10 protein-coding genes are annotated in these 12,732 nt (G+C 73.3%); 7 read left to right on the plus strand and 3 right to left on the minus strand.

What is annotated here, in order from left to right:
• The first annotated feature begins 10 nt into the window (after nt 1-10).
• Complete coding sequence (locus EES41_RS12060; protein ID WP_123077954.1) at nt 11-1,042, plus strand: LacI family DNA-binding transcriptional regulator; 1,032 nt, start codon at nt 11-13, stop codon at nt 1,040-1,042.
• A gap of 94 nt (nt 1,043-1,136) precedes the next feature.
• On the plus strand, nt 1,137-2,021 hold the full coding sequence (locus tag EES41_RS12065; RefSeq protein WP_123077956.1) for a phosphatase PAP2 family protein: 885 nt from the start codon (nt 1,137-1,139) through the stop codon (nt 2,019-2,021).
• Here EES41_RS12065 and EES41_RS41370 read toward each other — a convergent pair.
• Nucleotides 2,018-2,158, minus strand: coding sequence for a hypothetical protein (locus tag EES41_RS41370; protein WP_164495812.1), 141 nt, complete (start codon nt 2,156-2,158; stop codon nt 2,018-2,020). The two genes, EES41_RS12065 and EES41_RS41370, sit on opposite strands and share 4 nt — an antisense overlap.
• Before the next feature lie 299 nt (nt 2,159-2,457).
• On the opposite strand from EES41_RS41370, the gene EES41_RS12070 reads away from it, so the two are divergent.
• Nucleotides 2,458-3,129 carry a TetR/AcrR family transcriptional regulator gene (locus EES41_RS12070; RefSeq protein ID WP_123077958.1) on the plus strand — a complete coding sequence of 224 codons (672 nt, stop codon included), beginning with the start codon at nt 2,458-2,460 and terminating at the stop codon, nt 3,127-3,129.
• 40 nt (nt 3,130-3,169) lie between these two features.
• Here EES41_RS12070 and EES41_RS12075 read toward each other — a convergent pair whose 3' ends face one another.
• Nucleotides 3,170-6,157 (minus strand): bifunctional [glutamine synthetase] adenylyltransferase/[glutamine synthetase]-adenylyl-L-tyrosine phosphorylase, encoded by a 2,988-nt coding sequence (locus EES41_RS12075; RefSeq protein WP_123077960.1) that lies wholly within the window; start codon nt 6,155-6,157, stop codon nt 3,170-3,172.
• 243 nt (nt 6,158-6,400) lie between these two features.
• Here EES41_RS12075 and EES41_RS12080 point away from each other — a divergent pair, with 243 nt between their 5' ends.
• Both EES41_RS12080 and EES41_RS12085 read left to right on the plus strand, forming a co-directional pair.
• Nucleotides 6,401-8,770 (plus strand): PIG-L family deacetylase, encoded by a 2,370-nt coding sequence (locus EES41_RS12080; protein WP_302186154.1) that lies wholly within the window; start codon nt 6,401-6,403, stop codon nt 8,768-8,770.
• 261 nt (nt 8,771-9,031) lie between these two features.
• Nucleotides 9,032-11,098 (plus strand): PIG-L family deacetylase, encoded by a 2,067-nt coding sequence (locus EES41_RS12085; RefSeq protein WP_123077962.1) that lies wholly within the window; start codon nt 9,032-9,034, stop codon nt 11,096-11,098.
• 91 nt (nt 11,099-11,189) lie between these two features.
• On the opposite strand, the gene EES41_RS12090 is transcribed toward EES41_RS12085, so the two are convergent.
• The gene (locus tag EES41_RS12090; RefSeq protein ID WP_123082403.1) at nt 11,190-11,297 is read right to left on the minus strand and encodes a glutamine synthetase; all 108 of its coding nucleotides are present in this window, start codon (nt 11,295-11,297) and stop codon (nt 11,190-11,192) included.
• Nucleotides 11,298-11,519: 222 nt separating this feature from the next.
• Here EES41_RS12090 and EES41_RS41375 point away from each other — a divergent pair, with 222 nt between their 5' ends.
• Both EES41_RS41375 and EES41_RS12095 read left to right on the plus strand, forming a co-directional pair.
• Complete coding sequence (locus EES41_RS41375; protein ID WP_164495813.1) at nt 11,520-11,747, plus strand: hypothetical protein; 228 nt, start codon at nt 11,520-11,522, stop codon at nt 11,745-11,747.
• Nucleotides 11,747-12,568, plus strand: a complete 822-nt coding sequence (locus tag EES41_RS12095) for a hypothetical protein (RefSeq protein ID WP_164495814.1) — start codon at nt 11,747-11,749, stop codon at nt 12,566-12,568. The genes EES41_RS41375 and EES41_RS12095 overlap by 1 nt, the downstream gene beginning before the upstream one ends.
• The last annotated feature ends 164 nt before the right edge of the window (nt 12,569-12,732 follow it).

Below are 12,732 nucleotides of genomic sequence, written 5' to 3' on the forward strand. Positions count from 1 at the left end.
GTCCAATCCCGTGACCGCACGGCTCGCCGACATCGCAGCCCAGGCGGGGGTCAGCGAAGCCACAGTCAGCCGCGTGCTCAACGGCAAGCCCGGTGTGGCCGCAGGCACCCGCGAATCCGTGCTGGCCGCCCTCGACGTCCTCGGCTACGAGCGCCCCGTCAAGCTGCGCCAGCGCAGCGCGGGGCTCGTCGGCCTGATAACCCCCGAGCTGGACAACCCCATCTTCCCGGCGCTCGCCCAGGTCATCGGCCAGGCGCTGACCCGGCAGGGGTACACGCCGGTGCTCGCCACCCAGACCCCCGGCGGGTCCACGGAGGACGAGCTGACCGAGATGCTGGTCGACCGCGGGGTCTCCGGGATCATCTTCGTGTCCGGGCTGCACGCCGACACCACGGCCGACATGGGCCGATATGACCAACTTCGCGGGCAGGGCGTTCCGTACGTCCTCATCAACGGGTTCTCCGACAAGGTGCAGGCCCCCTTCGTCTCCCCCGACGACCGGGCCGCGATGCAGCTCGCGGTGACCCACCTGACCGCGCTCGGGCACACCCGGATCGGGCTCGCGGTCGGCCCCAAGCGCTTCGTGCCGGTGCTCCGCAAGATCGAGGGCTTCCGGCTCGGGATGAAGGAGCGGCTCGGGCTCGACGAGGCCGAGACCGAGGAACTCGTCCAGCACTCCCTCTACTCGTTGGAGGGCGGGCAGGCCGCCGCGACCGCGCTCATCGCGCGGGGCTGCACGGCCATCGTCTGCGCGAGCGACATGATGGCGCTCGGCGCGATCCGGGCGGCCCGGCAGCAGGGGCTGCGGGTGCCGCAGGACGTGTCGGTCGTCGGCTTCGACGACTCCCCCCTCATAGCGTTCACCGATCCGCCGCTGACCACGATCCGGCAGCCCGTGCTGGCGATGGGGCAGGCGGCGGTGCGGACCCTGCTGGAGGAGATCGGCGGTACGCCGGCCCCGCACTGCGAGTTCGTCTTCCTGCCCGAGCTGGTCGTCCGCGGCTCCACCGCGTCCGGGCCCGCCCAGCGGCGTATGCCGTAGGGTTCGCGCGTCCTCCCCAAGGCGGACCGGCTGCGCCGAAGACAGTCCCGGGGGATGATCGGAGGCGGGAACGGATCTGGCAGACTCTTGGCCCATGGGTGAAGCGAGCGTGAAGACACTGGAAACCAGGACGGACGTCTCGTCACCCCCGGTGACCGAGGTGGAGGCCCGACCTGGCGGCCAGCGCACCCTCGTCTCCCGGTTGCGCGCCCCGCGCCGGCCTCGGATCTGGTTCGAGGTCCTGCTCATCGCGGTCAGCTACTGGACGTACTCGCTCATCCGCAACGCGGTCCCCGAGCAGAAGGCGGTCGCCCTCGCGAACGCCGACTGGCTGTGGGGCGTCGAGCGCTCCCTGGGCATCGCCGTGGAGCAGTCGGTCAACCACGCCATCGACTCGGTGACCTGGCTGATCGTCGGCATGAACTACTACTACGCCACCCTCCACTTCGTGGTGACGATCGGCGTGCTCGTCTGGATCTACCGTTTCCATCCCGGCCGTTACGCGGCCACCCGCCTCGTCCTCTTCGCCACCACGGGCGTCGCCCTGGTCGGGTACTACCTGTACCCGCTCGCGCCGCCCCGGCTGATGAACGGGCAGCAGTTCATCGACACCGTGCTGAAGCACCACACCTGGGGTTCGATGGCCTCGGGCAACCTCAAGCAGATGTCGAACCAGTACGCCGCGATGCCGTCCATGCACATAGGGTGGTCGCTCTGGTGCGGGCTGACGATCTTCGCCGTCGCCTCCGCGCCGTGGGCCCGGATCCTGGGCCTGCTGTACCCGACGGCGACACTGGTCGTCATCGTGGCCACCGCCAACCACTTCTGGCTGGACGCCGTGGGCGGCATGCTCTGCCTGGCCTTCGGGTTCACGGTCTCGCGGGCCTGGTTCGGCTCGCTGCCGCACCGCCTGCCCCGCCACCCCGAGCCCGCGGGCCCGCACCCGGCGACGGAGCTGCTGAACCGCTTCCGGCGCTAGTCGGCTGCACGGCGGCGGGCGGCGGCCTCAGCCGGGCCGGATCGCGCGGACTCGGCGCCGACCGCGGTCAGCCGCAGGTCCCGGCCGGCGGGCCAGTCCCGTACGCCGCCCAGCAGGACGGCGATCGCCTCGTGCACGGCGGGTTCGGCGACCGTACGGGAGGCCGGCGCGGCGCGGCCGAGTCGGCGGAGGTGCCGATGAGGGTGTCGGCGCGGGAGAGGTCGATGCCGGCCTCGGCGAGTCCGGCCGGCAGGCCGATCGCCCAGGCGCCGCCGAGAACTCCCCCGCCGCCCAGGACCCGTGCCGCGTCCGTCACCGTCCCCCGAACCCTCCCGCGCCGACAGTGAAGCGGGGAGTACTCCCCGCTTCACGGGACGACGATAGCATCAGTACCGGGGAATGGTCCCCGGTAATTCGGAGGAGCGGGGATCCAGGCATGGCGGTCGAGAAGACACCCGGTGAGCGGCCCGTCCCGGTGCGGCGCGACGCGCGGCGCAACCGCGACCTGCTCATCGCCGCGGCCCGCGAGGCCTTCGCCGCCCAGGGCCTGGACGCCCCGCTCGACGACATCGCCCGCCGGGCCGGCGTCGGCAACGCCACCCTGTACCGGCACTTCCCCGGCCGCGCGGCGCTGGTGGACGCGGTGTTCGAGGGCGCACTGTCCGACACCGTGAGCGCCGGGGAGGAGGCGCGGGCCGCCGAGGACGCCTGGACGGGCCTGACCGGCTACCTCGCCACCGTGTTCGCGGGGCTGGCAGCCGACCGCGGCACCAACGACCTGATGACCACCGGCCTCGAAGGGGTCCGCGCGCTGGACGCCGTCCACGCGCACAACCACGAGACCGTCGAGCTGCTGCTCGCCCGGGCGCAGCGGCAGGGCACGGTGCGGGCCGACGTCATCACCGAGGACCTGCTGCTCGCCCTGGCCGTGCTCGGCCGGGCGGTGCCCGCCCTGACGGCCACCGCACCGGACGGCTGGCGCCGCAGCCTGGCACTGCTGCTCGACGGGCTGCGCGCCGCCGGGCCGGCCGCCGCGCTGCCCGGCCCGGCCCCCTCGCCCGGCTCGCTCGCCGAGGTCCTGCGCGCGCTGGGCCCGCACCGCCGCTAGACGGGGCCGGCGGCGCCGGGCGGGGCTTGGCGGCCCGCCGCTACGCCCCGTAGAAGAGGTCGTCCACGACCGCCCGCGCCCGCCGGGTGATGCGGCGGTAGTCGTCCAGCAGTTCGCCGACCGTGCCCTCGGCGTACCCCAGGTAGCGTCCGACGGCGGCCAGTTCGCGCGCCTCGGACGGGAAGGTGTCCCCGGCGCGGCCGCGCACCAGCATCACCGCGTTGCGGACGCGGGTGGCGAGCACCCACGCCTCGTCCAGGATCTGCGCCTCCTCGGCCGGGATCAGCCCGGCCCGGTGCGCGGCGGCCAGCGCCTCGCGGGTCCGGGTGGTGCGCAGGCCGGGCTCGGCCCAGGCGTGCCGCATCTGCATCAGCTGGACGGTCCACTCGACGTCGCTGAGTCCGCCCCGGCCGAGTTTGGTGTGCAGGGTCGGGTCGGCGCCGCGCGGCATCCGCTCCGACTCCATCCGGGCCTTGAGCCGGCGGATCTCCCGTACGGCGTCCTCGCCGAGCCCCTCCACCGGGTAGCGCAGCGGGTCGATGAGCTCGATGAAGCGGCGGCCCAGTTCCTCGTCCCCGGCGACCGGTTCGGCGCGCAGCAGGGCCTGGCTCTCCCAGGTCAGGGCCCAGCGCCGGTAGTACGCGGCGTACGAGGCGAGGGTCCGCACCAGGGGGCCGGAGCGGCCCTCGGGGCGCAGGTCGGCGTCGATGAGCAGCGGCGGGTCGGTGCTGGGGAGCTGGAGCAGCCGGCGCATCTCGGCGATGACGGCCTGCGCGGCCTTCGCGGCCTCCTGCTCGTCGACGCCCTCGCGGGGTTCGTGGACGAACAGCACGTCGGCGTCGGAGCCGTAGCCGAGTTCGTGCCCGCCGAAGCGGCCGACGCCGATGATCGCGAAGCGGGTGGGCAGGGTCTCGCCCCAGTGGCTGCGGACGGCGGCGCGCAGGGCTCCGGCGATGGTGGCGGCGGTGAGGTCGGAGACGGCGCTGCCGACCCGGTTGACCAGGGCTCCGGGGTCCTCGACGGCGGGGCTGTCCTCCGTACCGTACGAGCCGATGATGTCGGCGGCGGCGGTACGGAACAGCTCGCGGCGGCGCACCCCGCGGGCGACGGCGACGGCGGTCTCGGGGTCCTCGGCGCGCCCGACGGCGGCCAGCACCTCCTGTCCGAGGGCCTCGTGGGTACGGGGCAGCAGCCCTTCGGGGTCTCCGAGCAGGGCGACGGCCTCGGGGGCGCGCATCAGCAGGTCGGGGGCGAGGCGGCCGGCGGACAGCACGCGGGCCAGGTTCTCGGCGGCGGCGCCCTCGTCGCGCAGGAAGCGCAGGTACCAGGGCGTCTTGCCGAGGGCGTCGGAGACCTTGCGGAAGTTGAGCAGGCCGGCGTCCGGGTCGGCGGAGTCGGCGAACCAGCCGAGCAGCACCGGCAGCAGGGTGCGCTGGATGGCGGCCTTGCGGCTGACGCCGGAGGTGAGGGCCTCCAGGTGGCGCAGGGCGGCGACCGGGTCGGCGTACCCGAGGGCTTCGAGGCGCTGGCCGGCGGCGCGCGGGGAGAGCCGGGTCTCGCCGGGGGTGAGCTGGGCGACCGCGTCGAGGAGCGGCCGGTAGAAGAGCTTCTCGTGCAGGCGCCGCACCACGGAGGCGTGCCGGCGCCAGGCCTTGTTGAGCTCGGAGACGGGTTCGGTGCGCAGTCCCAGGGAGCGGCCGAGGCGGCGCAGATCGGCCTCGTCCTCGGGGACGAGGTGGGTGCGGCGCAGCCGGTACAGCTGGATGCGGTGCTCCATGGCGCGCAGGAACCGGTACGCGTCGTGCAGCTGGGCGGCGTCGGCGCGGCCGACGTAGCCGCCGGCGGCGAGGGCGTGCAGGGCGTCGAGGGTGCTGCCGGAGTGCAGGGTGGCGTCGCTGCGGCCGTGCACGAGCTGGAGCAGCTGGACGGCGAACTCGACGTCGCGCAGGCCGCCGGGGCCGAGTTTGAGTTCGCGGTCGACCTGGGCGGCGGGGATGTTGTCGACGACGCGGCGGCGCATCTTCTGGACGTCGGGGACGAAGTTCTCGCGTTCGGCGGCCTGCCAGACGAGCGGGCTTATGGCCGCGATGTACTCGGCGCCGAGCCCCGGGTCGCCGGCGACGGCGCGGGCCTTGAGGAGGGCCTGGAACTCCCAGGTCTTGGCCCAGCGCTGGTAGTAGGCGAGGTGGGAGGCGAGGGTGCGGACCAGGGGGCCGTTGCGGCCCTCGGGGCGGAGGTTGGCGTCGACGGGCCAGATGGTGCCCTCGACGGTGGTCTCGGAGCAGATCCGCATGAGGTGGGAGGCGAGGCGGGTGGCGGCCTGGACGGCCTTGCCCTCGTCGGCGCCGTTGGCCGCGTCGCCGACGAAGATCACGTCGACGTCGGAGACGTAGTTCAGCTCGTTGCCGCCGCACTTGCCCATGGCGATGACGGCGAGCCGGCAGGCGGCGGCGTCCTCGGGGGCGGCGGCGGAGGCGATCCGCAGGGCCGCGCGGAGGGTGGCGGTGGCGAGGTCGGCGAGTTCGGCGGCGGTCTGGGCGACGTCGATGGTGCCGCAGACGTCGCGGGCGGCGATGGAGAGCAGGCAGCGGCGGTAGGCGACGCGCAGCGCGACGGGGTCGTGGGCGTCGGCGAGCCCGCGCTCGAACTCGGGAAGTCCGGGGTGCAGGTCGGCGGCCTCGTAGGTGACGAGGCTGAGCCAGTCGCGGGGGTGGCGGGCGAGGTGGTCGCCGAGGGCCTCGGAGGCGCCGAGCACTCCGAGCAGCCGGTCGCGCAGCGGCTTGGCGCTGATGAGGGTGTCGAGGAGCCCGGGCAGCTCGCCCTCCGGCTGCGCCTCCGCGAGCCGGACGAGCCCGAGGAGGGCGAGGTCGGGGTCGGCGGTCGCGCCGAGGGCGTCGAGGAGCACCGGATCGGTGCGTACGGCGGCCAGCGCGTCGGAGTCGAGCAGCCGGGCGGCGGCCGACGGGTCGGTGAAGCCGCTTCGGAGCAGCCGGATGAAGGTGCTGCTCCTGCGTCCCGGGACTGTCATCCCGTCGCCTCCCGCGTCCGTCGGTGCCAGTGGCGCGGCCTGCCCTGACATGCCCTGGGGCGAGCCTAGGCCATGTGTTTCGCCGAGGCCCGGGACACCGGCGTGGCGCGGATCTCACCCCCGTGGGCGGGTGTTCGATCACCGAACGCGTTTACCATGGGCCGACTAATTGGACTATCGGAAGATTTTGGGGTCTTTCGATCTTGTGGGGCACGCTCCCCGTCTGACGGCCGGAGGAGCCCCATGCCCGACCCACGCCCCGGCGCGCCCTCCGCCACCTCGGCCGCCCCACCGGACCCCCGCACCACCGCCCGGCCGGGCTCCCCCGCCGCCGCAGCCCTCCCGGGGCCCCGCACCGACACCCAGTCCAGCCCCGACACCGACGCCCTGCCGGGCCCCCGCACCGCCGCCCGGCCCAGCTCCGGCGCGGACGCCCAGCCCTGTCCGGGCCCCGACGCCGCCCAGGCCGGCCCCGCCGCCCGGCCCGACGCGGACGTCCGGCTCGGCCCCCGCCCTGCCCGCCGGGACCGGCACCGGCACCGGCTGGTCAAGGTCGTCGCCCTCTGCGCGGCCACCGCCGCGGGCGGCATGCTCGTACTCCGGGGGAACGAGGCCCTCGCCGGGCTCGTCTCCCCCGCCTCCCCCGACGCCGGCCCACTGGCCGCCGCCGCGGCCACGCACGAGAGCCCGGACCCCGGCCGCGTGCTCCAGATCGTCGCGCACCCCGACGACGACCTCTACTTCATGAACCCGGACCTGCGGTACTCCATAACCGCCGGCCACCCGGTGACCTCGGTCTACCTCACCTCCGGCGAAGCCGACGGCATCAACGCCGGAGCCGCCAAGACGGCCTCCACCACCCCGGACAAGCCCGCCTACGCCGAGGCCCGCCAGAACGGCATCCGCGCCGCCTACGCCAAGATGGCCACCGGCGACCGGCGCAGCGCCTGGAAGCGCACCGTCATCCCGACCGACGGCGGCGGCCGCGCCGAGCTCGACGTCCTCGTCGCCCGGCCCGAGGTCAACCTGGTCTGGCTCCAGATGCGCGAGGCGGGCAACGTCTACGCCGACCGCCCCGACAGCCTGCACGGCCTGTGGGACGGCCGGGTGGAGCGCCTGGAGTCGGTGCTCGCCTCCGGCACCCCGGTCCGGCAGCCGTACACGTACACCAGGGAGCAGGTCGTACGGACCCTCCTCGGCGTCCTGGAGCGCTACCGGCCGACGACGGTCCGGCTCCAGGACCCCACCCCCGGCCGGCACGCCGACACGCGGCGCTACACCGACCACCAGGACCACATGTACGGGGCCCGGTTCGCGCAGGCCGCGCTCGCCGCGTACGCGAAGGAGGTCAAGGACCGCCCGCACTTCGCGGTGCAGAACTACCTCGGGTACCTCAACGGCTCGCTGCCCAGCTCCCTGGACCCGGTCGAGGCCGGGGAGAAGCTGGACATCCTGGACACCTACGCCTGGCTCGACCAGAGCGACCACTGCGGCAGCGAGGCCGGCTGCGGCGACCTGAAGGTGGCCGACCACCCCGCGGGAAACAACTGGACCCGGTCCATCAACTACGCCCGCGGCACCAGCACCTCCTGGCTGACCTCCGACCGGGACCACGGCCTGTGGGCCTTCAAGGTGCTCGACGGCCAGGTCGCCGTCTGGCACCGGGCCGGCCTCATCGGCGCCTGGAGCGGCCCCCGGCTGCTCCCCGGCACCGGCATGGACCCGGGCATCTCCACCGCGACCCTCCCGGACGGCCGGATCGCCGCCTTCGGCACCCGCACCTCCTTCGGCGCGCGGCCCGCGGACTACACCCGCGAGGTCGTCCTGGCCGTCCAGCGGGCCCCCGGCTCCGAGGAGTTCGGGCCGTGGGAGTCGCTGGGCACGCCCGAGACCGCCGACGAGGAGTGGACCTCCGACATCAGCGCCCCGGCCGTCTCGGTCGACGGCGCCGGACAGCCGGCCGTGTACGTCCGCGACGGCGCGCACACCCTGCGCGGACGGGTGCGGGCGGCGGACGGCGGCTGGGGCCCGTGGCTGCGCCTCGGCGGCGACGGCCTGACCGGCAACCCGGTCACGGCCGTGGACGGCGCCGGGCGGCGCGTGGTCCTCGCCGGTACGGCCCGGACGGTGGTGGGCTGGGTCCAGCCGAGGCCGGGCGCCCCGCTGGGCCCGGTCACCGGGACCGGACTGCCGGACACCGCCCTCCCGCTCACGGCGCAGGGCGGCCCGACCGGGGTGCGGCTGTGGTTCCGCAAGCCGGGGTCGGGCAACGTCCGCACCGCCCTGGTGACGGCCGACGGCGGCCTGCGGGTGAGCGGCCTCACCGACCTCGGCGGGCTCAGCGGGTTCGGCGCGGTGACGGCGAGCGGACACCTGCTCGCGGGGCGCGCGGCGGGCGGGCAGCTGGGTTCCGAGGTGGGCCCGGGGCGGCCGTGGGAGCGGTCGCCGCTGATGTTCGTCGGGTCGCCGTCCAGTACGACGACCGGGCGGAACATGGTCAGCCTGGCGGTGGTCGGGCTCGACGCGCGGCTGTACGTGACGTCCTCGCAGGACGCCCCGGACGCGTACCTGGCGCCGTGGCAGCCGGTGGGCCCGCGCAACACGGGTCCGTAAAGCGGGATTGAAGGGGGGATTCCCCCCATTACGGTCAACACCCCATTTCGGCGCGCCGGTTCGCCGGCCTGCGCATGGTCTCCGGGTGTTTCCCCTCCGTACATCCGCAGCCAAACCGCACACGGCACCATCACATCCGGTCGCTTTCGGAAGCAGCGGAGTCATCGGCGCGAGCGGTGAACCAAGTTCGCCGCAGGGGCCTCTCTCTGACTGCACGGCGGTACCACCCACCGCCCGGAACGAGCCCCGGAGGCACGACCGATGCCCGTAGCCCGCCGCCACCTCCTCGCGGCTCTGCTCACCGTGCTGACCGCGGGCACCACGGGGGTGCTCGCCGTCGCCGCGGGCCGGCAGACCTCGGCGGAGGCCGGGGAGAAGGACCACACCGTCACCGTCGGCCCCATCAGCACCACGGCCGGGTCCATCGTCCAGATCGTCGCGCACCCGGACGACGACCTGTTCTTCATGAACCCCGACCTCAGCCGCTCCCTGGCGGCCGGCACCACCCTCACCACCACCTACCTCACCTCCGGCGAGTCCGACGGCCGCAACGAGGCCCGCGGCGCATCCGCCAAGGACCCGGCCCAGCCCGCCGACCGCTCGCACTACGCGGAGGCCCGGCAGAACGGCATCCGCGCCGCCTACGCCCAGATGGCCACCGGCGACCGTACGAGCCCCTGGCGGCGCACCGTCATGCCCACGGCCGGCGGCGGGTTCGCCGAGCTCGACGTCCTCATCGCCAGGCCCACGCTCAACCTGGTCTTCTTCCAGCTGCGCGAGGCCCGCAGCCCGGCCGGGGACAACGCGCAGAGCCTGCACGGGCTGTGGGACGGCCGGATACCCGCGCTCGGCGCCCAGCTGACGGCCGGAACACCGGTCAAGCAGCAGTTCACTTACACGAAGGAGCAGCTGACGGCGGCGATAGCCGGGATCCTGGAGCGGTACGGGCCGACGACGATACGGATGCAGGACCCCACACCGGGCCGGTACGAGGACACCGGCAAGTACACCGACCACCAGGACCACATGTACGGCGCCCGGTTCGTGCAGGCCGCCACCGCGCGCTACGCCCTGCGCCAGGACCGGCCGCGGTTCTCGGTGCAGAACTACCTCGGCTACCACAACGGCACCCTGCCGCACGCGCTGGACCCGCAGACGGCCGAGACGAAGACCGGCTTCCTGAAGACGTACGCCTGGCTGGACCACGAGGACTACTGCGGCAGCCCCTCGGGCTGCGGCGACCGCAAGGTGGCCGGCAGCCCCACCGGGCGCAACTGGGCCCAGTCGCTGCGCTACGCGCGCGCCGACGGCACCTCCTGGCTGGCGGAGGGTCTCGACGGCCGGCTGTGGGCGTTCGCCGCCCTCGACGGCCGGATGGCGGTGTGGGAGCGCGAGCGGGGCCACTGGACCGGCCCGGCCCTCCTCCCCGGCACCGGCATCGACCCGGGCGCCACCACTGCCCGCTACCCCGACGGCCGCCTCGCGGTGCTCGCCACCCGCACCGTCCTCGGCGACCGGCCGCAGGACTACCGGCGCGAGGTCGTGTACGCCGTCCAGTCCGAGCCCGGCGGCCCGTTCGGGACGTGGCAGTCGCTCGGCACCCCCGAGCGGGAGGACGAGCACAGCACCTCGGCGATCAGCGGACCCTCGGCCGCCGTCGACCAGGACGGCCGCCTGACGGTCTACGTCCGCGACGCGCGCCGCACCCTGCGCGCCCGGGTGCAGGAGCCGTCGGGCGCCTTCACCGACTGGCAGCGGCTCGGGGGCTGGGACCTGCAGAGCGACCCGGTGACGGTGGTCGACGCCGCCGGGCGGCGCCACGTGTACGCCACCAACACCCGTTCCGTGCTGGCCTGGATCCAGCCCCGCCCGGGCGCGCCCGTGCAGGGGCCGTTCCCGACGCACCTCCCTGCGACGACGGTCCCGCTGACAGCCGCCCGGGACGGCGGGGGCGTCCGGCTCTGGTTCCGTCGCCCCGACTCGGGGGTGGTGCGCACCGCGCTGGTCTCGATGGGCGCGGCCAAACCGACGGTGTCCCGGGTCACCGAGGTGGGCGGCGGGGCCGGCTACGGCGCGGTCAGCGTCGCCGGCAGGCTGGTAGCGGGCCGCGCGGAGAGCGGCACCGTCAGCACGACGGCCCTCGACGGCCCGCCCGCGTGGACGCAGTCCGGGATGCTCTACGCGGGCGCCCCGGCCGCGGTCCTCGACCCGGCGGGCGTCACCACGACGGCGGTCCTGGGCCTGGACGCCGAGCTCCACGTCACCACCACCCCACCCGCGGGCACCCCCCACCCAACCTGGCACCTGGCAGTCCCCCGCCTGCCCTGACCCCAGGAGGGGTGAAACGGGTCCGGGCCGGCGGCTGAGTGCCGTCGGCCCGGAGGGGTTGTGGTGCTGGAGTACCGCCGCTGAGCTGGGGTTACAGGACCGGGAGGTTTTTGCGGAGTTCGAAGGCGGTGACCTCGCTGCGGTATTCCTCCCATTCCTGCTTCTTGTTGCGGAGGAAGTCATGAACCCCTCGGCCCATCAGCCAGGTCACCCTCCGACCCCGCCCCAGCCAGCATCCAAGCGGCCGCCATTGGTCGTCCTCGGTGACAGCTGGCCACCATCCGACGGCCCACTGACGGCCCACCGACGGCCCAGATTCTGGTGCCCCCCACTCGGCCGTCCTTGGATGGCGGGCCACGGCCTCGTGCCTAAAGGTGGGAGCGGACCTGCAGCACGGGGCAGCCAGAGAACGGAGAGGCGCATGGTGAAGTCCATGGCCAATCGTCGAGGGAAGAACGGAGCGGTGGCAGGCCGTCGAGCAGGTGATCAAAGCGTGCGGCGGCACGCCGCACAGGCAACCGCAGCTGCGAAGTCCAAGACGGTGAAAGCGGTACTCAGCTCCGGGGGCCTCGATACGGACGCCACGAAGGTAGGCGGCCTCCGGGCCTCTTCTGCCGGAGCGCTCGGTCTGCGCAACGATCTCGACTGATGGCCGCGTCCCCGTCCGATACTGGAAGGCTGTCCGCCTGGGCCGCAGTCGCCAGTGCCACCATCGCACTCGTCGCAACGGGTGCATCCCTTGTTTCGACAATTGCCGCCATCGGTGTAGCCCACGATATCGCCGACGTGCAGCGACAGGATGGGGCACGCGCTGAGATATCCAGTCACCTGGTGAAAATGAGCGAGCTGGACCGCACCGGCGGATCAACTTACCGGAGCGAGATCGTGACGCTGGCGAAGCAGGTCGAGATCCTGGTCGTTAAGCACGGGCAAAAGAACCTGAACCTGAGCGCATCGACCTACCGGCTCGTAGGCCTGTTCGTAGCACTTTCCACTACTGACCTGGAACTTGCAGGACGCATGGCGCACCGTGCGCTGGATCTGGCCACCCGCATGGAGCCCGACGGATCCGGTGGCCTACGTATGGCAGATCCGCTTGAAGCGCTCCAGGCGCACCGCGTGCTAGCCGACGTCGCCGCACAGAACCTGGACCTGGGCGAAATGACGAAGGAGTATGAGGCTGCACTCAACATCTCGGAAGCGGAAGGTGCACGGAATCGGTACGTTGAGGTAGAAGCGCGTCAATACACAAAGACCTACTGGGCATTGAGCGCCATGATGCTGGTCGATGACCAACAGAACCCGACACCAAAGGACTGCGTTGAGGTGCGCCGCCGCACCATCGCGGCGCAGGAAGACTTCAAGGCCTTGGCCTTGGGGAAGAACCTCGAGATCGCTCGCCGGGCGAGGAGGATCAAGGAGAATGTGTGCGCTGCACCGATCGATCTCCTCTCCCTGAAAAGGGGGTGACGCGCGCCTTGCCATCCGTTCCCCTTGCTCCGCACCACCTCGGTTTCAGCGACATGACCTACAGGATCGGGCTCGCCGACCATGTTTCGGACCTTCTTCAAGAGCGGTCTCCGGTAGCAGCAAGGCATGAGCTAGACGATCAATCACCGTCCGCGCTCTAGAGG

The sequence above is a fragment of the Streptomyces sp. ADI95-16 genome (genome assembly GCF_003721495.1).
GTDB classification, from domain to species: Bacteria; Actinomycetota; Actinomycetes; order Streptomycetales; family Streptomycetaceae; genus Streptomyces; species Streptomyces goshikiensis.